The sequence below is a fragment of the Anaerolineales bacterium genome, from assembly GCA_015075725.1.
Taxonomy (GTDB): Bacteria; Chloroflexota; Anaerolineae; order Anaerolineales; family Villigracilaceae; genus Villigracilis.
Window position 1 is genome coordinate 1,685,318 of the sequence record JABTTV010000001.1, and the last position, 22,354, is coordinate 1,707,671.

Consider the following 22,354-nt stretch of genomic DNA (forward strand, 5'->3'; position numbering starts at 1 on the left):
TGGACCTCATGCCTGAGGCGAACACCCCAGGCATTTCACATCCTGTGGGGGATTCGCCCCATGCGATGCGATTAAATACAAAACCCGCCCGCGAAACTTGAATTCGGGGCGGGTGATGATGACTTGTCCACTTGGCGGGATATTACAAATGCCGGGCGCTGCGCGGGTCGAAGGCGTCGCGCAAACCGTCGCCGATCAGGTTGACGGACAGAATGGTGAGGATGATAAAGAGGCTGGGGAAGACCCACATCCACCACGAGCCTTGCTGCACAAAAGCCTGCGCTGAGGTGAGCATATTGCCCCATGACGCGGTCGGCGGTTGGATGCCAAGCCCCAGGAATGAAACATAGGCTTCGGAGAGGATGGCGCCCGCGAGTCCCAGGGTGGAGGCTACGATGATCACCCCCATCGTATTCGGGATAAGGTGTTTGAAAAAAGTGCGGAGCTGGCTCGAGCCAAGGGATTTGGAAACCGACACATAATCCATTTCCTTGAGCGAAAGCACGTTCGCGCGCACGATGCGGGAAAGCCCCATCCACGAGGTCGTGCCGATCACAACGATGACGATCAGGACGCTACCGCTGAAGGTTTTTCCCATGAGCGTGATCGTATCGATATCCCTGCCGATGAATTTGCCCAGCACAATCAGCAGGAACAGTTGCGGGATGGAAAGCATGGCTTCGGTGAAACGCATCAGGATGCTATCCACCCAGCCGCCGAAAAACCCTGCCAGGCCACCGATAAGCGTGCCCAATACGACCGAGATAGTGACGGCTGTAAGGCCTACGATCAGCGATATCTGCCCGCCGTGAATGATGCGGGCAAAATTATCCCGCCCGGTGGTGTCTGTTCCCATAATGTATTGGTCATTGGGGGCGGTCAGCCGGGCTTGCAGGTCGACTGCATTGGCTTGTTCCTCGCTGACGTAAATGGAGCCAATAACGACGAAAAGCACCAGCAGGCTGAAGCTGATCATGCCCAGGACCGCCATGCGGTGTCTTCGAAACCTTCTCCAGATAAGTTGACTGGGAGTGAGGACTTTCCCGGTTACCCCTTCACGGGCTATGGATTGTGACTCAAAGGAAGCGATATCAGTTGCCATATCCAACTCCAAATCAACTCAGGCGGATGCGGGGATCCACAAAGGTGTAGACGATGTCGGTGACGATGGTCAGGATCACGACCGCCAGGGAAATGATCAATAAAATCCCGAGCACGACCGGGTAATCGCTCCGTTGGGAATATTCCCAGAACAAGCGTCCCATGCCGGGCCACGAGAACACAGATTCGGTCACGATGGCGCCGCCCAATAGGAAGGGGATATCCAACCCGACAATGGTGACCAAAGGCAGGGCGGCGTTGCGAAGCGCGTGTTTGAAGAGCACGGCGCGGCCTGTCAAGCCTTTGGCGCGGGCGGTGCGGATGTAATCCAACCCGAGCACTTCGAGGATGCTGGTGCGCACAAAGCGCGAGTATCCCGCTGAATTCACGAATGCCAGTGCGGTAACGGGCAGGATCATGTTCCTGATGTATTCCACCGGGTCGGATTTATCCCAAACCGAGGCGCCGGTGGGAAGATAGGGCAAGCCCCACTCCTTGAACTGGACTGCAAAGATCAACATCAGTCCGAGGGCGCTGAAAAAGATGGGGATCGAGAATCCAACGAAGGAAAACGTTGTAATGGCGTTATCCCAAAAGGAATATTGCTTGACCGCTGAAATGATCCCCAGGAACAAAGCAAAGGATACGGTGACGATCTCCGCCGTCATCATAAGGATCAATGTATTCGGCAGGCGCTGCGCGATCATCTCGCTGACAGGCTGGCGGGCGAAGAAGGAATTTCCGAGATCGCCCTGAATCGCAAGCCCCAGCCATTTCAGATACTGCACATACAATGGGTCATTCAGCCCAAGACGTTCGACAAGAGCCGCCCTGTCCTCGGCGCTCATGCGTGGGTTGGCGGCGTATTGCGCGAGAGGGTCTCCCGAAAACCGGGTGAGCAGAAAACAAAGCACAGTGATGATCAAAAGCGTGAACAACGCCTGGAATAAACGCCTTAATAAATAAGTCCACATAGGGAGCCTCCATCAATAAACTTCATCTGGGCCTGCTGACCTGGGGATTGCTTACTAGGCGAGAGGCAGGGGAAACCCCTGCCTCTCGTTTCGTGCATGGATATTACTTTTTCTTGCTACTCGGTCACATCCCAATCTTCGGCGTTCCAATTGAGATCGGACTCAGGACCGACAGGTCCGAATTGGAAGCGCGGGGTGGAGCCGTAGACGTTGCCGCGGGCGTACATCATGAGAACATAGTAGTTCTCGGCAATGTAAGCCTGGGCTTCGTCGAGGATCGCCTTGCGGGCGGCGGGATCAACCGTGTCGAGCGCGGTGTCCATCAGGTCGGAGAGCGCGGGATCGCACAGGTGATACCAGTTGGTGCCCGTGGGGTTCGCCGCGGTCGGGATGTTCTCACACTTGTAGTTATCAGTGTACGGATCGGGGTAGAAGCCGGTCGTGTACCCACCCATGTCGTAGTTACCGGTGGTCAGAGGACCGCCGTCCACATACTGGCCGAAGAAGGTACCGGCGGGGGTGTGGATCGGGGTGAACTCGACGCCGATCTTGGCGAGGTCAGCCTGGGCAACGGTGGCGATGGCGATGCGGATCGGGGCGGTGGTGGTTTCGAAGTTGAAGGACAGTTTTGTCTGCGTGCCGTTGCAGTCGCCAACGCGAATGCCATCGGGTCCGACGGTGTAGCCAGCCTCATCGAGCAGCGCGGCGGCGGCATCAGGATCGTAGGCATCAGCAACGAGGTCGGTGTTCGTCCAGGCGCTGTTGGGCCACTGGCTCACAGGCACGGTCGTCTTGCCGAAGAGCAGGGTATCCACAATAGCTTGGCGGTTGATGCCGAGTGTGATCGCCTTGCGAACGCGGACGTCCTTGAACGGGCAGAAGCCTTCGTTCTCGGCTGCGCCGCGGCCGTCAACACCGTCAACGCGGCCCATGTTGAAGAAGTAGTGTTCGAAGTCCACGCCAGGAACCACGGTGAGGACCACAGCCGGGGCGAGAGCTTCGAGGGCTTCGATGTCGCCTTCGGAGAAGTTCGGGTACCAATCCACGTCGCCGGTTTGAAGGGCGGCTTTGGCGGCTTCAGAGTCAGCCACGAAGCGGATCTGGACGCGGTCGAGATTGGCGCGACCCTTGTAGAAGTTCGGGTTGGGGAGCAGGGTCATGTAGTCGCCCGGAATCCATTCGGTAATGACGAACGGACCGGAAGCCACAGTGGGCATGCGGATGAACGGATCGGTCTCAGCAGCGGTGATGCCTTCAAGAATGTGTTTGGGAAGGATCGATCCCGCATTGTTCGGACCCTGGGTGAACAGGGTGGGCCAGGGCGGGTAAAGCTCGGCGAACTTGATGACCACGGTCGTGTCATCAGGGGTTTCGATGCTTTCGATCACGTCGTAGCCGGTTCGGGTCGTAACAGCGTTAGCCGGGTCGACAACCAGTTCCCAGGTGAATTTGACATCTTCTGAAGTGATGGGCTCGCCATCGGACCAGAAGAGGCAGTCCTTGAGTTTCCAGGTGATGGTCAGACCATCGGCGGAAACGCCGCCATTTTCGGCGGTGGGAACTTCGGCAGCCAATTCGGGCACGAAGGTGCCTTTGTCATCCCACTCGCCCAAGCCGACCAGGGTCAACTGGGTGACCCACACAGCAAAGGACATCTGGGTGAAGTAGGGAACGATGGCATCAGGTTCCTGATCGAAGGCGGCGGTGACGGATTTTCCGCCATCCGGGAACGCGATGGGCTCGGTGCCCCCAGGTTCACAAGCAGCGGCTTCTTCAGTAGCGGCTGCTTCGGTGGCGGGGGCTGCTTCGGTGGCGGGGGCTTCGGTGGCTTCTGGCGCGCCACCGCAGGCGGCGAGCACCATGCTCGCAAGCACCAGCAACGAAAGCAAAGCGAACAGATTTCGTTTCATACGGTTCTCCTCCATGAGAGAAAATGGATTTTTCATTTTGCCGCGCAAAATGATTGGCGATTATACACCGAATACAAATTTACCGGAAAGCCAAATCCAGCAGACCCCCCTCCAGTAGGGTTTTTAAAAATTGGGGAATCTTCGCGTGCGGCTTATTTCATCAACCCGGCCGCGCGCCGCCCGATCTCCACCGCGAAATTCGTGCCCCGATCCCAGGGATAGACCTGGCTCATCGAGGCGAAGTATAAACCTTCAATGGGAGTTTGGATCGACGGGATATTTCTGGAGTGCCCCACGAGCGGGACAGGCTGGGCATAGTTCGTTTTATGGACCCACACCTTTTTCACCCAATCGCGTTTGAATTCGGGGTTGAACTTCTCGAACGCCGGGATGAATTTTTTCAGCAACTCTTCATCGCTCAACGAAAAATACTCGTGACCCAATTCGAGGTAATCGCCCGCATAAACAATATGATCGCCGCCAAAATGATCCTTCGAAACAAAGTTCGTATGCTCCACCAGCGCAAGGAAGGGATAGCCTTCCTCCTTCGGCACATTGAACCAGTAATAGCCTTCTTGTGAAAGCGGATGCTTCAGGGAGAGCGTCATCACCACCGCGCCCATGGATTTCAATTCGAGCAATCCCTTCAAATAGGATTCGGGCAATTGCGGGCATAACTTCGCCATTTGATTCGGGGATGTGGTGACCAAGACCTTGTCGAAGGATTCGACGCCCGCCCCGCTTCTCACTTCCAATTTGTCTTGATTCTTCTTAATGGACTCGATACTTGTTCCAAGCCGTATCTCCACACCCTGCTGGCGCAGTTTCTCGGCGAAGAGATCGGCAAACTTCTGAAAGCCGCCTTCAAAGGTGCCGAGCCGCGTCGTCCGCGCCTTGATGCGCGCCCACATCCACGCCATGTTGACATCTTTATAGTAGGAAGCGAATTTCCCGATGAGCAGAGGCTCCCACATCTGCTCATAGACTTTTTTACCCGCCCATTTCATCATCCACTCATGCGCGGTGACTTTTTCCAGCGCCTGCCAGTTCTTTGTGAGTCGGAGAAAGAGTCCGACGAAACCGAACCTGATTTTGTTCAACCCAAATCCAAGTCCGGGAAAGAGAAGCGCGTGGGGGATCGAATCGAAGGGATACCATTTGTGGTTGTAAAGCATTACCGTGTACGGCCGCGGAAAGATGACTTTGTCCTCCAGCCCGAGTTCGCGGATCAAATCCAGCATGGATTTGTCCGATTGGAACCAATGGTGATAGAACTTTTCCACCGACCAATCCCAATGCGGCTCCTTGAAACCGCTGGCGAGTCCGCCGGCATATGTTGCTGCTTCAAAAATGGTGACGTTGTGCCCCGTTTTTTTTAGATCCCAGGCGGCCGCCATGCCGCCAAACCCTGCACCGAGAATTGCGATTTTCAAAAGAGTTCTCCGAGTTCTATTTCTTGATTTTTTCGAGTTGTTCCGCAAGCGCCTTTAATTTGCCCCACTTTTGACGGACGACGTAGATCATTGCCAGGGTTTGCATCCAGCGCAGTTCAGGCTTGGGCAGTTGGATCGCCTCTTCGAGAACTTTGACCGCCTCATCATCCGTGCGTTGGATGCGGATATATTCCTCCGCCAGGCGGCGGAGACGGGTCTCCCTGTTCTCCTCAGGCGCGGGCATTTTATCCAGCCGTTGAATGACGTCGTACATGGCGTTATCCAGTTCGTGTTCGGTGAAGGGTTTGATGAGAAAATGCTGGATGCCCAGCGTTTTTGCCGCTTCAAGGGTTTCGGGATGGTGTTCCGCCGAGACGAGGATGCAGGCTGTGCGCGGGTTTTCCTTTAATATTTGCCCATACGCCGCGAGCCCGTCGACCTTGGACATGTTGATATCCAGGAGGACGATGTCGGGTTTGTGCAGGCGCGCCATTTCGATGGCTTGCGTGCCGTCGAGCGCGATGGCGACCACCTCCACGCCTTTGACGGATGAAAGCATTACCCGCGTATTCCGCCGGGTTTCCTGGGTGGTATCTGCGATCAGGACTCGTTTTTTTCTGGGCTGGGGTTGCATGGCTTACTGCCTTATCGAAAACCATTTCGAGCCTAGTATAACCGAGGCGGGTTTACTCAGCCTCTGCGCGCAGGGACTCGTTCCATTTAATGCCTTCCCGGGCAAGGTAATAAGCGCCGAGGGCTGTGATGGGGACCCACAGCGCCACATGCAGGACGAGGGTGTATCCGGCCGCGGTTGCATGATCCACCCCGTAGGCGGTAAGGACGGCAATGCCGGGGGCGTCGAAGGTGCCGATGTAGCCGGGCGCAGAGGGAATCGTGGTTGCCAAATTCACGATGCCGTTCATCAACATCAGCGCGAAGAACGAGACGTTGAAATCGAAGGCATGCATCACGAACCAGTATTTGCCGGTCTCCAACAACCAGATGAAGACAGATGTCAGGAAGACCATCAACACGTTGAAAGGGGAGCGAAGCGAGGCAAGTCCATCCAGGAATTTGTTGATGATGTTGGTCAGGCGGAGATGATATCTCTGCGGGACGAATATCCGCATCATCCATTGACTGATCTTCATCGTCTTTTGCGGGAACATTGCCGCGAGAAGAAAAACGATTAGCGCGCCGAGGAAAACCCCGGTTCCGATCACCGCCACCTGCTGGATATTGCCGACGAAACCGGATGCGTCTGTCAGCTTCGCCAGTTCGGTGAGGTTGACGAAGACGAAGGCAAGCATCACGACTCCATCGAAGATGCGTTCGACGATGATGGTCGCCAGCGATGCGGAGACCGAAACGCCTTCTTTGCGTTTTAGAACCACCGCGCGCAATACTTCTCCCGCGCGGGCGGGATAGATGTTATTCCCCATGTAACCGATGGTTGTGACGGGGAACATGGTCTTCGTGGGAATCTTTTTGATCGGACCCAGCAGGTAGTGCCATCTCCACGCCCGCACCCAAACGCCGACGAAATAAACCATGATCCCCGGCGCGAGCCAGATGTAATTTGCCTTTTGCATCGCGCCCCAAAAATCGCCCAATTTCAAACCGCGCAGGGCAAGCCACAAAAAAAGGATGCTGATCAGCACCCCGAGCCAGAACTGCCATTTCTTCATTTGCATAGTGGCTGGGATTGTACCAAACCAACATCTTGCTCGCGTATAATTCCAGCCTTGAAAGGAATTTGAATGAAAAAATACTTTCCGACGATCCTGGATTATTCCCTGATCATCTTTTCCAGTTTGATCCAGGCGGTCAGCCTGCAGTTGTTCTTCATTCCCGCGGACCTCGCCTCGGGCGGCGTGAGCGGAATTTCACAGATCATCAACAGCTTTACCGGCTGGCCCATCGGGTTGATGGTATTGATCGGCAATATCCCTCTGTTCGTTCTCGGCTGGCGGCTCCTGGGCGGATTCAAGTTCGCCATGCGCACCGGCGTCGCCATCCTGACCTATTCGCTTTTTATTGACTTGCTGGTGAATATTCCGATCTTCGAATCGTATTCGAAAGTCCTCATATCTGAACTTAAGGATGATATCTTTCTGAACACCCTTTACGGAGCCATCGTGAGCGGAATCGGGTACGGGCTTGTCTATCGGGCAAGAGGTTCGAGCGGCGGCTCGGACATTCTGGCGCGGGTTCTCAACCATTGGCGCGGAATTCCCATGACGCAAAGTTATCTTATGGTGGATACGCTTGTGATTCTTTCCGCTGGTTTCGTCTTCGGTTGGAAGCCCGCCTTGTACGCCATGATCGCCCTATACATCAGCGGCCTGGTGGCGGAGACGGTGCTCGAAGGAGGCAGCACCGTCCGCACGGCGATGATCGTGACGGGCAAGCCGGAAGAAGTCTCGACGTGCGTGATCGACGAACTCCAGCGCGGAGTGACCTGGCTTGAAGGCAGGGGCGCCTATACGGGTAACAGCCGCCCTGTTTTGTATTGCGTCGTCAACCGGGCGGAGATCGCCACATTGAAAGCCATCGTCCATGAAAAGGATCCCGACGCTTTCATGGTCGTCGGCGTGGCGCATGAGGCGCTGGGTGAGGGATTCAAACCGCTGAGAGGCAGATGAACTTCCCAATATTTCAGACATAATCAACCCCGAATTTAATTTGGGACGCGGACGAGCGCAGATTTACGCGGAATAGGTATAAAAATCCGCGTTTTCAGCGTTGATCTGCGTCCCATTTGTTCTTAAAAACGAACTCACCCACGAAACCTTAATTTCGGGGTGAGTCATGTTTTTGATTCAAAGACAAATGGGAAATATCCGGATAAAAACGATACGATTTATTTTGTAATTTCAAATAGTGACGAATTATGGTTGAACTTGTCAGTATCTTATGCTAAACCAAATAAGGAACATTGCGTTTGTGAAATCAATGGAACCATTCAAGGAATGGTTTTTTGGAGGCATCTCATGACTGAACCGCGCAAGAAAATGACCCTGCCGGGTCTGTATCAAAAAGTGGCGGATAAACTGCCCATCACCTGGCTCACCTGTTACGACTATCCAACCGCATACATGCAAGACCAGGCTGGCGTGGACATGATCCTCGTCGGCGACAGCCTCGGCATGACCATGCTGGGCTATGACTCGACCCTGCCCGTCACGATGGACGACATGATTCGTCACACGGCGGCGGTAAGGCGCGGCGCGCCCAATGCCTGGCTGGTGGGCGACATGCCGTATATGAGCTACCAGCCGGGCGTCGAAACCGCCATCCGCAACGCGGGAAGATTCATGGCTGAGACGGGCTGCGACTCGATCAAACTCGAGGGCGGCGCCGCAATGGCGGATCGCGTCAGAGGGATCGTGGACTCTGGAATCCCCACCATCGGCCACCTCGGACTTACGCCTCAATCTGTCTCCGCCCTGGGCGGGTTCAAGTTGCAGGGAAAGTCCGCTTCGCTGGCAAAGAAGATCGTGGACGATGCAAAGGCATTGGAGGAGGCTGGGGCATTCTGCATCCTGCTCGAACTCGTCCCGGACCGGGTGTGCGAACTCATTACGGAACGCGCGAAGAATTGCATCATCATGTCTCTCGGCTCGGGACCGCACGCGCACGGACAATTGCTCATCTACCACGATGCGTTTGCCTTGTATCCCAAGTTCAAGCCCCGCATGGCAAAGGTCTTCGCCGACGCGGGCGCAGTCATCCGCGAGGGACTTAACGCCTACGTCAGGGAAGTGACCGAGAAGACTTTCCCTGCCAAGGAGAATTGGTTTGGGATGCCGGATGAAGAGTACGATGACTTGTTGAAGATATTGGAGGAGGGATCCTATGTACACAGATAAGCGAGCGGATCCGGCGGTCGTAACCCTTCAAAAGGAAACTGACATGCAAACTCTCCTCAAAATCAATCCCGACCTTCTCGGCTCTGTCAATTCTGTCCTGCTCGACCCGAACTCACGCGTGATGAAGAACTTCTTCGATGTGGTCGCCAAATACGGCACGCCTGAAGAGATCAACCGCAAGCACCGCGAGTCGCGCAAGATGGAGAATCTCTTCAAGCAGGTGGAAGCCAGGGCGCCGGACCATATCAAGGACCTCAACTGGCTGATTCAACAACGCGACAGGGGCGCATTCATCCCGGTTGCGGACTACAGGCATAAGGTCCTGGGTGAGGCGGCGAAAAAGATGAAATTCAAGGACGAGTACGCCGTCACCCTCGAGGTATCCGCCTTGCAATACTTCCCGTGGATTCGAGTCATGGCGGAACAAGCCATTGAAAATAAAACGCTCATGCCCGGGCGTTACATCGCCGTGCGCAAGATGAAGGAATCCGAAGCGGACGGAGATTTGCCCGCCATCGTCGCCGCATTGGATATCATCGGCGCGTCGTTCGTGGAGACGCTCGACACAAAAGGCACCGACGGCTCGAACCCACACCTCGGTGGACCTGCGACGATCACGGGTTATTTCGGCGGGATCGGTCAGCCCAATGAACATGCCTTGATGTGGCTGGACGAGTTTTTGTATTACTACACCAACTACGGCGTGCAGCATGTCTTGAATTTCAACGCGGGTACGATCCTGCTCGGCTTCATGCTCTACAAACTCGGCGTGGATATTCAGTTCAAGATTTCGGTCTTCTTCGGCTCGGACAATCCCTATCATGCGCTCTGGATCATGATGATGGCAAAGCTGTTCAGCCGCGAAGATGGGACTTCCCCATTGATCGGCTTCAACTGGTCGAACTCGATCAATAATGAAACAATGGAATTGACCGCAGACTTCCGCAAGGCGCTCGGGTTCGAGAGGGTTGTGCGCTTCGAGCATCACATCGTCGAGACGTATAAGAGCATCGTCGTCCAGCCCTACAACCGCCGCGCCGAATTGGTGGAGATCGCCGATCATGTGGCGAACATCGCCGCGAAGCACGAAGGCGGCGATCCCGATGTGGAGCAGACCCTCGCGCATCCCTCCGACATCCTCGACTACTTCCGCGAGAAGAAGGAAGTCATCGAAAGCGGTGATTGGGAGAACCTGCAACGAAACTTCATCGAGAAGGTTGCCGCCTGCAACCGCACCGCCTGGGCGTTGACGGAGAAGGGTTTAAGTTTTATAGCGGCGCGGAATTTGCACAAGTAGTGAATTAAACCAGTAACCGGTTTCCTGCAGGAAACCGGTTACTGGTCACTGTCAACCTTTTACTTCCGCTTCCCATACCCCAATTGCTTGAGCATATTTGGGTCGTTGCGCCAGTCTTTCGAAACCTTCACGCGCAATTCCAGAAAAACTTTTCTGCCGCCCATCTCTTCAATTTCTTTTCTTGCGGCGCTTCCAATCGCTTTCAACATTTTGCCGCCATCGCCGATGACGATTCCCTTTTGAGATTCGCGTTCCACAAAGATCGTCGCGGCGATGTACGCCATGCCGTTCTCGCGTTCCTTGAACTCGTCGATGCGCACTGCCATGCCGTGGGGGACTTCGTCGCGCAGTTTGTAAAGGCAGGCTTCGCGGATCAAATCCCCCGCGATTTCTTTTTCATACAAATCCGTGATCTGGTCTTCGGGATATTCCGCCTCTCTCTCAGGGACGGCTTGGATCAGCGCTTCGGTCAGTTCGTCAAGACCGATCCGTTTCGCCGCAGAAATCTGCATCACGGAAGCTTTCACCATCAATTTCGAATACTCATCCTGGCGCGAGGAAAAATTTTCAGGGTCGACAAGGTCCATTTTGTTCAGGACCAGCATTCGGCGGGACCGAGGCGAAACTTCCCCGAGGAGGGAAGAGATGAGGATGTCCTCTTCGGTCGGGGGAGTCGAAACATCCACGATCCAGAGAATCACATCCACGCCTTCAAGGGCTTCTTTTGCTTCTTGATTTAGAAACTCCCCAAGTCTGTGCTTTGCGGAGTGAATGCCAGGGGTGTCGACAAAAATAAGCTGTGCGTTCTCAAGCGTTAGTATGCCAAGTTGTTTTTTGCGCGTGGTCTGCGGACGCGGCGATACGGCAGCGATCTTCTGCCCAAGCAGGGCATTGAGCAGTGTGGATTTACCTACGTTGGGGCGACCAATGACGGCGATAAAACCGGAACGATGCTTCATGTAGTTTTCTTTTTATAATTGACGACGACCAGACTGACCAGGATCAAGATCGTGCCGACGAGCAACTGCCAGGAGAGATGTTCGTTCAGGAAGATCACGCCGAGGATGACGCCGCCGACCGGGAAGAGATAGGTGACCAGAGATGCGCGCGTGGGACCGACCTCATGAATCAAATAATACAACATGATCATGGCGAAGCCCGAGCCGAGCACCCCGAGCCAGAGCGCGGCGACCCAGGTGATGGGCAGGCTCGGGAATTCGAACGGGTTTTCGGCGATGGGACCGATCACCCACATAAATACGGTGGCTGTTACCAGAAAGCCCACGCCGCGCATCGTGTTGTTCATGTGTTGTGAATATTTACGAATGCCCACCGCGCTCCCCGCGTAAAATAGGGAGGCGAGAATCACAGCCAATTGACCGATGACCGAGCCGTGTTCACTTGCGAGCAGGTCTTCGCTCATCAACACTAGTACACCTGAAAAACCGACCAGCAGCCCGATGGTTTTTTGAGGGGTGATCTTGTCGTCGTGAAGCCAGAAGTGCGCGATGACGAGCGTAAAGAGCGGAACGGTGGCATTGAGGATGGATGCGACAGCCGAGTCGATGGTTTGCTCGCCCCACGAGATCAAAAAGATGGGAATGGCGAGGCTGGCGGGTCCGAGGATGGAAAAGATGAGCCAGTCTTTTGGGTCGCGGGTGAAGGGGATGCGTTGGTAAAAGGCGATCACGCCCGCTGTCAATGCGCCGAACAACATGCGGAAAGCCACCAGCGCCATGGGACCGATCTCCTGCACGCCGATCTTGATCCACAGGAAGGACGAACTCCAAATCAACCCGAGGGTTACGAATACGATCCAATGTTTTGCTTTCAAATGTGCTCCTTTAAGATTTTCATGTCATTGCGCTGCTCTCCTCAATGACATCTAAACGTTCTTTACCAGATAAAACTCGCCGCGCTCGAAGCCGCGGTCCAGGTAGTATTGACGCGTTCCCACTGCCGATATTACAGCCAGCCTGGAAAAACCATTCCTGCGGGTGGTTTTTTCCGCTTCTTCAAGCAGGCGCGTGCCCAGTCCCGTGTGTTGAGCCGCGCCGGATTTTTCCGCGCCGACGGGAAGCGACTGACCATACACATGCACTTCGCGGATCAAGGCTGCATCGGTCAGGTCTGGCATGCCTGTTTCCGGCGATCCCTTTGAAGGAAGTGAGAGGCGGATAAAGCCTGCCAGCCCATCATCAGAGGTGTTGAACGAGATGAAATGCTCCTCCGCTTTTCCCGCCGGGTAAACAAGGTCGTTCAACGTCAACGACGAAATCTCGACAGACTTGCCTTTTACCTCCCGGCAGCGAATGCATTGACACTTCGTCCCGCGCCGCTTCATCTCGTTGTGGACATCCTGTCTCAGGCTCGTTCGGCGATTGCCTTCGACGACGTTAGTGCCCGGAATATCCCGGATGACGCGGTTGACGCGGCAATATCTGGGGATGGACGGTTTGATATCCGCGATGAGTTGAATCAATTCTTCAGTGGAGTAGGGCTTGAATTCGCCCCGCTGCCAGTACCCGTACAATTCAGCATTGGCGAGCAATTGGTTTGGATAGATTTTTATCTCATCCGGGCAGAAGTCATCCCATAAGCGGGAAAAATCTTCGCGGTCGGATTCGGGAGTCGCGCCCAGTAAATTCGGCATCCAATGTAGGACGATCTTGAAGCCCGCGGCTCTCAATAAGGTCGTCGCCTTTCTGGTGCATTCCACGTCGTGCCCGCGTTTATTGATCTCAAGGATGTGGTCGTCGAAACTTTGCGCGCCAAGCTGCACCTTGGTCACGCCGAGATGCCGCAGCCATTTGACTTCATCCCGATCGATCTCATCCGGTCGTGTTTCGATGACCAACCCCACATTGCGGTGCGGCGCGGTCTCATTGATTTCATGCGCCATCCGCAGATCGCACAGATCGGGCGGATTTTCGTTTTTCTCTTCTGTGACATCCGCCAAATCTGCGGATGGGTTTTCTATCGCCTCGTTCATCGCATCGAAACAACGCGCCACGAACCATTCCTGATAATCGCGTTTATACGACGACCAGGTCCCGCCCAGAATCAACAATTCGATCTTGTCGGTAGGATGGCCGAGATGCTTCAACGCCCGAATGCGCGATTCGACCTGCGTGAACGGATCGAATTCGTGTTCGAGTGCGCGCATCGCGCCGGGTTCATCGGGCAGGTAACTTTTGGGCATGCGCACATCGGTGGGGCAGAAGATGCATTTCCCCGGGCAGGGATATGGCTTGGTCAGAACCGTCACAGTTGTCACACCGGAAAGAGTCCGCATCGGCTTCATGCGGATTCTTTCCAGTAAAGCCGTATCCGCTTCGATCGCCCCCGATTCCACCATTTGTTTATAGGCAGCCACCAGCGCGGCTTTGTTCAAATATCCCCCGCCCTCGAGCGGATGGCGGCGGAGCATTGTCATCACATCTTCCCCCGCGCGGATTTTCTCGAGCAGAAAATGCGCCAACTCCAATTTCTTCGGGGTCAGCGCGTTTATTTTCTTCCAGCGTTGTCGTTTTTCGGTGTATTCCATGATACCTGCAAAATCATAAAGTTACATGCAATGAAACCCCATTATACGCCAGCCGATTTCTCCTCTTGCACTTCGATCCGAAATTCCTGCTTCACTTCCCCGATATCCTTCTTTTTGAACATGTCCGTATGCAAGCCGCATTCCACCTTGCCGCGCCCGGCCCAGCGGCCCGCGCGGTCGTCCTCGTCTACGCCGATGGCGATGGTGCAGGGAGCGCAGCCGATGCTGCGGTAGCCTTTTTCATATAAAGGGTGGACGGGCAGATGATGTTCTTCCGCATATCGTTTCACATCCGTCCTGGTCCAGTTCAAGAGCGGGTTGACCTTCAACAAGCCGTCCGGCTGAAGTTCCAATATTTTTGCCTGCGCGCGCACAGCGGTCTGGTCGCGGCGGATGCCTGTGATCCATGCCTTCATGCTTTTCAAGGCTTCCTGCACGGGCTGCACCTTGTGAAGATAACAACACAGCGTCGGATCTTCGAGCGGAAGCTTGCGAATGTGCTGACGCGCGAACGCAACCCAGCGCGTGTCGCGGTACAGATCGATCACATTGAGGTTCCATTGCATCGCGATCTGCTCGCGGAACTCCAGTGTTTCCCAAAAGTGATAACCGGTATCGATGAAGAAGATCGGCAGGTCGCTTTTGATTCTCGAAACCATGTGCAGGAGCGGCATGGACTGGGTTTGGAACGACGAACTCATCGCGACCAAAGGCGAAAACGAATCCACCGCCCAGCGGATGATCTCCTGCGGCGTCTTCGTCTCGAACTCGTTGGAGAGAATTGTGATTTCACGATCCGAAAGCATGACCGGATTATACCCAGCCCGGAGGTGGCATAACGTTATAATCCTGTCATGGATTCGCGCACAACAAAACGGTTGATCGAGTTGAACCGGGACTTCTACGAACAGTTTGCCGGATCCTTTTCCGCCACACGTCAGCGATTGCAGCATGGCGTAAGGAAGATCTTAGATTCGATTGGAGAGGATGACTCCGTTCTCGACCTGGGATGCGGCAACGGATTGTTCCTGCGCGAACTGCACAAACGTGGTCATCGAGCATCGCTTCTCGGCGCGGACTTCAGCCTGCCCCTGCTTCGAGAAGCCGAATCCACGCCGGGAGTTGGGTTCAAAGCCGTCGATCTTGCGCAGCTATCATTAACCACTGATCAGTTATCAGTAGATGGCGGTTGGGATGTGATCACGATGTTCGCAACCCTGCATCATATTCCGGCGAATGAAATCCGCCTGGATATTTTGCGCACGGTGAAAACGCTTTTGAAACCGGATGGTAGATTCATCCTCTCGAACTGGCAGTTCTTGAACAGCGAGAAGTTGAAGTCGAGAATCCAGCCGTGGAGCCGGGTGGGGTTATCCGATGAAGATGTGGATTCAGGCGATTATCTGCTTGATTGGCGCGGGGGCGGGGGAGGGGGCTTGCGGTATGCGCATCAATTTTCAGCGGAGGAACTGCTTGGGCTGGCGAATCAAGTTCAAATGAAGGTCGAGGCGGGGTTTTATTCCGATGGAGAAAACGGCCGGCTGGGGTTGTATCAAATCTGGATTCACAAATGATTATTCGCAAACGAAGACGCGGTTGCGCCCGGAGCTTTTCGCCTGATAAAGTGCGGCATCTGCCCGTTCGATGAGGGTATTCAGAGTATCGGAATGTTTTGCCTCGCTTACGCCGATGCTGGAAGTGATGGATAAGTCGCCAATTTCTGTTTGGAAGGGTTTTATCGCGATCCCCAGACAAAGGCGTTCGGCGATCATGCGGGCGGCTTCGAGGTTTGTCTCGGTCAGGAGTATGACAAATTCTTCGCCGCCATACCTTCCGACCAGGTCCGTCGTGCGGGAATTTTTGAGACAATGCTGAGCCAGTTGATGAAGGACCTGGTCGCCTGTGGCGTGCCCATACCGGTCGTTGACATTCTTAAAGCGGTCGATGTCGAGCATCATGGCGCTGAACGGGCGGTCGATGCGGCGCGAACGCTGGAATTCGAATTCCCCCAGTTGGTATAAGCCGCGCCGGTTGTACAACCCGGTCAATGGATCGGTGATCGCCTGGGTTTGCGTCTCTTGATGGATGCGCGCGTTTTCGAGAACAATCGCCACCTGGCTTGCATAGGTGGCAGCCAGGTCGGCATCCTTGTCTGTAAACCTGTCCGGTTCCTTGCTGTCTATGGCAAGCAAACCGATGGTTTTATTTTGAGCAATGAGCGGAACGCCCAGCCATGAACGAATATGGGCGTTTTGTTTTTCGCGGAACGCCGGATACTTCGACGGCGCGTCTCCGATGATGTGCGGTCTCCCAGTCTGGATGACAATGGAATTGGGATTATCGCCCGGTATGGGGAAACGCATCTCGAGCACTTCCTTGAGCATTTGGAAACCGCTTCCTCCGATGATCTTCAATTGACTTCCATCCTCTTCCAGCAGCTGGACCGAGGCGCTATCGTAGGTGATGACCCGGTTCAGGTGTTCGAGGATGTGTGAGACGGTCTGGTCCAGTTCAAGTTTTTCGACGATGGCAAGGCCCGCTTTGCGCAAGGTCTCGGATGTTTCGGCGCGGCGCTTCGCCTCTTCCACCGCCTGGAATTTTTCCAGCGCGAGGGCGATCAATGCCGCCGCCTGTTCGCTGATGCCGATCTCTTCCTTTTTGAATTCGTGATGCTTGTTGAAGGCAAGGATGACCGCCCCCAGGTTCTTTTTAGCCGCTTTCAGGGGCAGCACAAGGACGGACTTGGCTGGAAATTGGTGGATGATCTCCGGGTCGGCGTACGATGTGTTCGCTGTATCCTCCACGACCAGCGTTCGGTCAAGTTCCAGAGCCGATTGGGTAAAAGTAACTTCGCCGGTCTTTGGTTTATAGGTTGCGTATATATCCTTTGGCGGGCCATACGCGGCGATCGGGACCGGAACTTTATTCTCCTCGTCCCATAAAGTCATAAAACAGCCGTCCGCGTCGATCAGTTTACCAAGACGGTCCACGACGACCTGCGCGAGGTCTTTGACCGCTTCGGCTTGAAGCGAAACTTCCACGATATTGTGCAGCAGGCTCAACGTATGCTGGCGGCGGATGACCTTTTGCTCGGCACGAGCGCGCGTCTCGGCGGACCCGAAGATGCCGGCCGCAGCATGGAAGGCTTCCAGCTCAGTGGTCGTCCATTCGCGTTCCGCGCGGCTCTCATCGAACATCAGGAATCCCCACCATTGGGTTTGCGCGAAAATCGGGATGGCAACGACAGAAAGACTGCCCAACGGCTTGAAAAATTGCCGCTCTTCAACCGGAAAATTTCTTACCAAACCGTGGATCACCTCTCCATTGGAAAGGGACTTTTCCCACCTGCCAAAGCCGGCTTTCCGCAATGGGACATGCTGCAAAGCGGGATTCCGAATCTGCGGCTCGGTCCCGGGCGCGGTCCATTCATAACACAGGCTTGAATGAATCACCCTGTCATCATCCGTGTAATTCACCACCACAAAAACGCGGCTCGCATCGGCAGCCTGACCGAGCTTCTCCAACACCTCCGGAATGTTCTGCTCCCAGGCGGAAGCCTTCAAAAACCGTTCCGCCGCAAAACTGATGGCAGACATGATCGACTCGCGGCGGGAAAGCGCAAATTCCACCTCCTTGCGACGTGTGACGTCATGCAGGATGACCATCTGGTCCGTGCCGTTTTGTGATCCGGAAGTCTGCAAGGCTTGGAGGGGGGAAACGGTCGCTTCGTAGACTTTGAGCTGATCGCCATCCATGACCTTGATCTCAGCCCGGTGCTCGCCCGCTCCCAGGTGCGGAAGCAGGCCTTCGTGGAATTTCCTTGCGACATGCGCGAACGGCTGGCCGATAACTTCATGTTCGTTGCGATTGACCAATTTCTCCGCCGTCGGGTTGAGATAGAGGATGCGCTGCTGGGCGTTCAGTACGATCACGCCGTCCTTCATGTTCTTGATGACGCTGATGTGTTCGGGCGGCAGGACTTCAAGCAGGCGGTATTTGCGGATTGCCCAGAACAGTCCCAGCGCGGTCGGCAGGAAGAACAGGGTTGCAAGATCAAGGTTGGGGACGGGTCCGATGCCAACGACATAGATCACGCTCCCGATGAATGGGCTGGCAATGCTCAAGATAACGAAACTGAGCTGCGCGCGGTAGATTCCCGGTCGCTGGATCAGTTCGACGATTAACAGGACGGCGGTCACAACTACCAGTGTATAAGAATAGATCGTGTGAACCCAAAAAACCGGTCCGTATTGAAGCGAGAGCAGCAGCAGGCCTTGATTTTCCGCCAATCCCCTTACTTTCCACATCAGGCTGTGATTGCCGCTTGTCCAAACGAGGATGAGCGTCAGGATGGGGATCGTCCAGAACAGAATCCGGTTTCGCCGCGTAAGCAGGTGATTGTTGCCCGTATATTCGAACGCGAAGAACAGCATGTACACGGGAGCCATGACGATGCCGATGTATTCGATCTGTACGAAGAACAGTTTTATGGGAACGTAGGGGAAGATAATCTCAAGGCCGTACGCGAACGCCCAGATAGACATGCCGACCATGGCCCAGGCGAATGGCGTGACTGCCACCGCGGGTCTTCTGCGCCATGCATACAACCCCAACAAGGCATATGGGACGGCTGCTACAATGTAGATGAGAGGGATATAAATATCAGGACGTGCGAACATGCATTGTTATTGATAAATTGTATGCAGTTCGAGGATCAATTTCATTGCAATTCTGTCATAATGCATCCAAACTCTCAAATTTGTAAACGTCGATAGTACGGTGAGCCTTGCATTTTTCCTGGTGGGGTTATATCAGCACTTTCTGCGGCGTGGCGATGTACTGCCACCAGTTGTTGTGGATGCCGTTCCTTCGCCCGGCGGCGCGCGGGATGTGGTTGAACCACCATTTGTGATGGGCACGGATCTCGCCGCTGCCCCATTCGCTTGAGTCCACGGTGCGGATATCGCCCTTGAAGTTCGGGAAGTTCAACAGCCAATCGTAACATTCGCTTTGGACCGGGGTGTTGTTGCCCCAGTCGTAATCCGACTGGCTGTTCGGCGCGAAGTGAATGTTGCCGCAGGCAGCTTTGCCGCGGGATGTCTTATCGTAACGGATGAAACGCTTCCAAAGATTTGCGTCGCCGGTTGTTTTGCCGAACGTCTTCTCCATGATGGCCTCGGCGCGATGGCCATAGGACTCGTGCATTTCGCCGACACCGCGCTCGTACGAGAATCCCATGATCACAAAGCGGCGTTTGCTCGCGGACGTATTCGCCAGCGGGGGCGCGTTGCACCAGAATGCGCCGGGACCGGCCATGATGGATTCGTAAAACCCGGCATGGGGAAAGCCGAAGATCCATACTTCGTCGACCTCGTTGCGCGCCACGCGCTGGAGGATGTTGAATTTGTTGACGATGGCGGCATAGTTGACTTCCTGCGGCATGTGCGGCTGGGATGCGCCGGTCAGTACGTCGTAAATGGTCTTCGATGTGTACCGGAAGCCGTCCGTCTTGGCGGGAAATTCGTTCACATCCACGCGCTGGGCGATCTCGTAACGCACCATTCCCTTGCTTGTTTCCAGAATGTCCGCGATGAAACCCGTCACAAGGTCGGTTGTGTTATTCCACTTCAACTTTTGGGAGAGTTTTACGTTCGTCGCCGTATCCATGACCGGATCATAGACGATCAACAGCACCTTGCTCCGGGTGATCTGGGCGGGCTCGGTGGTGCTGTCTTTGGGGTAGGGGGCGGGGCGGAAGAGGTTGATGAGGGTTGTCAAGAGATCGGGCATGAGAGTTCTCCTCGCTTCAAGGCATGTTGACGGCGAAATAAACCTGGCCGTCCACTGCTAGATACAACACATGATCGGGGCTGACGGCTACGGCGGCCGCCGGGGCTGGGGGAATGGGATTCCCGCTTCCCGCCTTCGGTTGGAACTGGTTCTGCAGCTCGAGCGTGCGCGGCGCGAAACGCATGACGTTCTGCCCCTCTGAATCCAGCAACAGAATGGAAGGATCGGGCGGGGCGGCGAAGATGATCTGGGTAAAGTGGGCGGCGGCGAACAAATCCATATCCGCATAAGCGGGGAAGGGATTGATCCGATTGAGCGGGTCTTCGCATTTCGAGGCGCTTGCATTCACGCGGCTGAAATTGCACCTGGAGATGCGTCCGTCGGCGTGCAGGAGATACATCTCATCGCCGGAGACGAGGAAATCGATCACATCCTGCGTGGGGGTTTGTTGACCGAAGAAGAAGTACGGCCGATCCACGAAAGCGGCTTCCTTGCCGGGGTAGACCCACACGGCGCGGGCGGGTGCATCCAGAACATAAAGATTTCCAGCATCGAGAATGAAGCTCGTGATGCGAGACCAGTTCGTGTCGGGCGCGGGCAGGAGTCCGGTCTGCGGCGTTCCCCCGGGCCTGCAATAGACTAAATTGCCGACCGCGTCGATCCCAAGGACCGATGCGCCGTAGATATTTGTGATGGGCAGGGCAAGGATATCCACCAAAGGACCGGCATTGTTATTGACGCCGGGCTTGCAATCGAAAGTCCTATCCAGTTCGAAGCCCCCGTTACCGGATGGAAGAGCCCGCAGGATTTCGCCATTGGCGGCGTTGAGCATGTAAATGTCGTTCTCGGTTGCGGCCATACGGCTGATGTCGATACCCGGTTTCGAGCCGAAGGCGGGATTGAACTGCATGCGCACGATCCCAAGCAGCGAGTCGTGATTTGCCTGCGCCTCTTCCCGCAGGGCGATGGTATCGCTGGTGACGTTGTGCGCCTCGGCCCGTTCGACGTTCAGCAATACATTTTCCCAGGCGATGCGCTGCTCAACCGGATTCGTGAGGGCGAGCGCCTGCGTTTTCAACTGCAATGCCTGGTTGTAATAGACATCGTATTGTTCGTTGCGTCCGTAGCGCATATAGACGACCACGGCGATGGTCACCACGATCAATGGAATCAGGATGGCGAGGAAGCCCATCAATGCGCCGGGAGAAACCGAAGGCGCATCCGGCGATTCAGAGGCGGGCAAAAGGCGCGGAAGGAAATTCCGAATTCGTTCTCCGAGGGTCGCGCTTCCGTGCCGGACTCCCTGCATGACGTTGACAATGGCTTTGGCGGCTTGTTTTGCCTGCGGCGACGGTTCGCGCGGTTCGGGGGGAATCTCGATTTTTGGAATCTGCTCAACCGCAGGCTCAGGCGGAGCGGGAACTTCGCGCTCAGCATTTCCTTCCTCGGCCGGTTGCGGTTTCGCGCGCGGAATGGAAGCCGGAAATTCGCGCGGTGCGGTCTTATGTGGAAGGTGCGCAAGCGGATCTGCGGCTGGTTTTGAAATGGGAAGCGCTTCTTCCTTTTGCGGGGGAATCGAGTATGCCGAGGGTTGAAGTAGATGCGCTTCGGGCGTGGATTCAGATTCTTGAATGGCTGGCAACTCGGAGTTTGTGTCTGGGGCAGGCTGGGATTCAGGAAGAGGCTCGGGCGGTTCGTCCACTTGCGGCGTGGTATCCGTCCCTGTTTTGAAGAAATTGATCGAACCGTTGCCTGCAACGATTTGGATCAATACCGCGTTCAAGTCTTCGGTGGTGAGCGACGTCAAACGGCGGCGCATGGCTTCGAAGGATGAAGATTGCGTGCTTTCGAGCGGAGTGCTCCACGCATTGGGCAGGCGCCCGCAAAAAAGCAGGAGATCGTTTGCAGCCAGGTCTGCCTGCGCATAATGGATGTTGACCGCCTGGCTCGAACCCAAACCCTTGCCTGAGATCGAAGGCTCGAAGGTGTGACGCGAACCGTCCGCGCCGAACCAATAGGCATGCATGGGTCCGTTGATCGAAAAGATGCATTGCGATTCGCGCAGGACGGCGAGGACCATCCATGCCAGCGTATATTGTCCGCGCCCGCTGGTGGACATGTTACGGTCGAGAAGGGTCTTGTTCAAGGAATCGGCGGCGGCGCGCAAGGCGCTCGTCACCGCGCGCGGCGTTTGATAAAAGACATCCGCGACGTCTTCGGCAAGTTTGCGATATTCGCTTGTGCTGATGGCGGCGTTGCCTGCCAGTAAAAGATAGACGATCAGGCGATCCTGTTCGCGCCCGCGCGCGGCCGTCTTGGGCGGATGAACCGCCAGCACGCCGGGCATCTCGCCCGGCTCCTGGCCCTGAATGCGGTATAGTGCTGAGAGGTTAATGTCGAGGGGCATGTAAGATTATCGCTTAAGTCGCC

17 protein-coding genes are annotated in these 22,354 nt (G+C 55.3%); 4 read left to right on the top strand and 13 right to left on the bottom strand.

Annotation, left to right across the window (positions count from 1 at the left end; translation table 11 throughout):
- Window positions 1–142: 142 nt before the first annotated feature.
- The 6 genes from HS100_08160 to HS100_08185 form a co-directional block, all read right to left on the bottom strand.
- Window positions 143–1,102, bottom strand: coding sequence for an ABC transporter permease (locus HS100_08160; protein ID MBE7433877.1), 960 nt, complete (start codon window positions 1,100–1,102; stop codon window positions 143–145).
- A gap of 13 nt (window positions 1,103–1,115) precedes the next feature.
- On the bottom strand, window positions 1,116–2,075 hold the full coding sequence (locus tag HS100_08165; GenBank protein MBE7433878.1) for an ABC transporter permease: 960 nt from the start codon (window positions 2,073–2,075) through the stop codon (window positions 1,116–1,118).
- Window positions 2,076–2,191: 116 nt separating this feature from the next.
- Complete coding sequence (locus HS100_08170; GenBank protein MBE7433879.1) at window positions 2,192–3,985, bottom strand: peptide ABC transporter substrate-binding protein; 1,794 nt, start codon at window positions 3,983–3,985, stop codon at window positions 2,192–2,194.
- A 152-nt stretch (window positions 3,986–4,137) separates the two neighbouring features.
- The gene (locus HS100_08175; protein MBE7433880.1) at window positions 4,138–5,418 is read right to left on the bottom strand and encodes an NAD(P)/FAD-dependent oxidoreductase; all 1,281 of its coding nucleotides are present in this window, start codon (window positions 5,416–5,418) and stop codon (window positions 4,138–4,140) included.
- 16 nt (window positions 5,419–5,434) lie between these two features.
- Window positions 5,435–6,052 carry a response regulator transcription factor gene (locus HS100_08180; GenBank protein ID MBE7433881.1) on the bottom strand — a complete coding sequence of 206 codons (618 nt, stop codon included), beginning with the start codon at window positions 6,050–6,052 and terminating at the stop codon, window positions 5,435–5,437.
- Between the two features lie 52 nt (window positions 6,053–6,104).
- Window positions 6,105–7,106 carry a flippase-like domain-containing protein gene (locus HS100_08185; GenBank protein ID MBE7433882.1) on the bottom strand — a complete coding sequence of 334 codons (1,002 nt, stop codon included), beginning with the start codon at window positions 7,104–7,106 and terminating at the stop codon, window positions 6,105–6,107.
- 72 nt (window positions 7,107–7,178) lie between these two features.
- On the opposite strand from HS100_08185, the gene HS100_08190 reads away from it, so the two are divergent.
- From HS100_08190 to HS100_08200, 3 genes are all read left to right on the top strand, one after another.
- Window positions 7,179–8,063: a YitT family protein gene (locus HS100_08190; protein ID MBE7433883.1), complete on the top strand. Its 885-nt coding sequence runs from the start codon at window positions 7,179–7,181 to the stop codon at window positions 8,061–8,063.
- A gap of 369 nt (window positions 8,064–8,432) precedes the next feature.
- Window positions 8,433–9,290, top strand: a complete 858-nt coding sequence (gene panB, locus HS100_08195; protein MBE7433884.1) for a 3-methyl-2-oxobutanoate hydroxymethyltransferase — start codon at window positions 8,433–8,435, stop codon at window positions 9,288–9,290.
- Between the two features lie 43 nt (window positions 9,291–9,333).
- Window positions 9,334–10,587, top strand: coding sequence for a hypothetical protein (locus HS100_08200; protein MBE7433885.1), 1,254 nt, complete (start codon window positions 9,334–9,336; stop codon window positions 10,585–10,587).
- Window positions 10,588–10,646: 59 nt separating this feature from the next.
- Here HS100_08200 and era read toward each other — a convergent pair whose 3' ends face one another.
- Genes era through HS100_08220 form a run of 4 tightly spaced genes read right to left on the bottom strand, consistent with a single transcriptional unit; the run spans window position 10,647 to window position 14,940 of the window.
- Window positions 10,647–11,546: a GTPase Era gene (era, locus tag HS100_08205; protein ID MBE7433886.1), complete on the bottom strand. Its 900-nt coding sequence runs from the start codon at window positions 11,544–11,546 to the stop codon at window positions 10,647–10,649.
- The gene (locus HS100_08210; protein ID MBE7433887.1) at window positions 11,543–12,421 is read right to left on the bottom strand and encodes a DMT family transporter; all 879 of its coding nucleotides are present in this window, start codon (window positions 12,419–12,421) and stop codon (window positions 11,543–11,545) included. Before HS100_08210 ends, era begins: the two co-directional genes overlap by 4 nt.
- A gap of 51 nt (window positions 12,422–12,472) precedes the next feature.
- A complete protein-coding gene (locus tag HS100_08215) occupies window positions 12,473–14,134 on the bottom strand; it encodes a tRNA uridine(34) 5-carboxymethylaminomethyl modification radical SAM/GNAT enzyme Elp3 (GenBank protein MBE7433888.1) in 1,662 nt (553 codons plus the stop codon).
- Between the two features lie 41 nt (window positions 14,135–14,175).
- Window positions 14,176–14,940 (bottom strand): phosphoadenylyl-sulfate reductase, encoded by a 765-nt coding sequence (locus HS100_08220; GenBank protein ID MBE7433889.1) that lies wholly within the window; start codon window positions 14,938–14,940, stop codon window positions 14,176–14,178.
- Between the two features lie 48 nt (window positions 14,941–14,988).
- Here HS100_08220 and HS100_08225 point away from each other — a divergent pair, with 48 nt between their 5' ends.
- Window positions 14,989–15,708 carry a class I SAM-dependent methyltransferase gene (locus HS100_08225; GenBank protein ID MBE7433890.1) on the top strand — a complete coding sequence of 240 codons (720 nt, stop codon included), beginning with the start codon at window positions 14,989–14,991 and terminating at the stop codon, window positions 15,706–15,708.
- On the opposite strand, the gene HS100_08230 is transcribed toward HS100_08225, so the two are convergent.
- The 3 genes from HS100_08230 to HS100_08240 form a co-directional block, all read right to left on the bottom strand.
- Window positions 15,709–18,813 (bottom strand): diguanylate cyclase, encoded by a 3,105-nt coding sequence (locus tag HS100_08230; protein MBE7433891.1) that lies wholly within the window; start codon window positions 18,811–18,813, stop codon window positions 15,709–15,711.
- Between the two features lie 127 nt (window positions 18,814–18,940).
- Window positions 18,941–19,924, bottom strand: a complete 984-nt coding sequence (locus HS100_08235) for a hypothetical protein (protein MBE7433892.1) — start codon at window positions 19,922–19,924, stop codon at window positions 18,941–18,943.
- A 16-nt stretch (window positions 19,925–19,940) separates the two neighbouring features.
- The gene (locus tag HS100_08240; GenBank protein ID MBE7433893.1) at window positions 19,941–22,331 is read right to left on the bottom strand and encodes a hypothetical protein; all 2,391 of its coding nucleotides are present in this window, start codon (window positions 22,329–22,331) and stop codon (window positions 19,941–19,943) included.
- Window positions 22,332–22,354 lie beyond the last annotated feature (23 nt).

Bases quoted from the DNA above. Each gene is read 5' to 3' on its own strand.
- HS100_08160 (MBE7433877.1), bottom strand. From the start codon at position 1,102: ATGGCAACTGATATCGCTTCCTTTGAGTCACAATCCATAGCCCGTGAA.
- HS100_08190 (MBE7433883.1), top strand. From the start codon at position 7,179: ATGAAAAAATACTTTCCGACGATCCTGGATTATTCCCTGATCATCTTT.
- HS100_08200 (MBE7433885.1), top strand. From the start codon at position 9,334: ATGCAAACTCTCCTCAAAATCAATCCCGACCTTCTCGGCTCTGTCAAT.
- HS100_08170 (MBE7433879.1), bottom strand. From the start codon at position 3,985: ATGAAACGAAATCTGTTCGCTTTGCTTTCGTTGCTGGTGCTTGCGAGC.
- HS100_08235 (MBE7433892.1), bottom strand. From the start codon at position 19,924: ATGCCCGATCTCTTGACAACCCTCATCAACCTCTTCCGCCCCGCCCCC.
- panB (MBE7433884.1), top strand. From the start codon at position 8,433: ATGACCCTGCCGGGTCTGTATCAAAAAGTGGCGGATAAACTGCCCATC.
- HS100_08165 (MBE7433878.1), bottom strand. From the start codon at position 2,075: ATGTGGACTTATTTATTAAGGCGTTTATTCCAGGCGTTGTTCACGCTT.
- HS100_08215 (MBE7433888.1), bottom strand. From the start codon at position 14,134: ATGGAATACACCGAAAAACGACAACGCTGGAAGAAAATAAACGCGCTG.
- HS100_08185 (MBE7433882.1), bottom strand. From the start codon at position 7,106: ATGAAGAAATGGCAGTTCTGGCTCGGGGTGCTGATCAGCATCCTTTTT.
- HS100_08220 (MBE7433889.1), bottom strand. From the start codon at position 14,940: ATGCTTTCGGATCGTGAAATCACAATTCTCTCCAACGAGTTCGAGACG.
- HS100_08225 (MBE7433890.1), top strand. From the start codon at position 14,989: ATGGATTCGCGCACAACAAAACGGTTGATCGAGTTGAACCGGGACTTC.
- HS100_08240 (MBE7433893.1), bottom strand. From the start codon at position 22,331: ATGCCCCTCGACATTAACCTCTCAGCACTATACCGCATTCAGGGCCAG.
- era (MBE7433886.1), bottom strand. From the start codon at position 11,546: ATGAAGCATCGTTCCGGTTTTATCGCCGTCATTGGTCGCCCCAACGTA.
- HS100_08230 (MBE7433891.1), bottom strand. From the start codon at position 18,813: ATGTTCGCACGTCCTGATATTTATATCCCTCTCATCTACATTGTAGCA.
- HS100_08180 (MBE7433881.1), bottom strand. From the start codon at position 6,052: ATGCAACCCCAGCCCAGAAAAAAACGAGTCCTGATCGCAGATACCACC.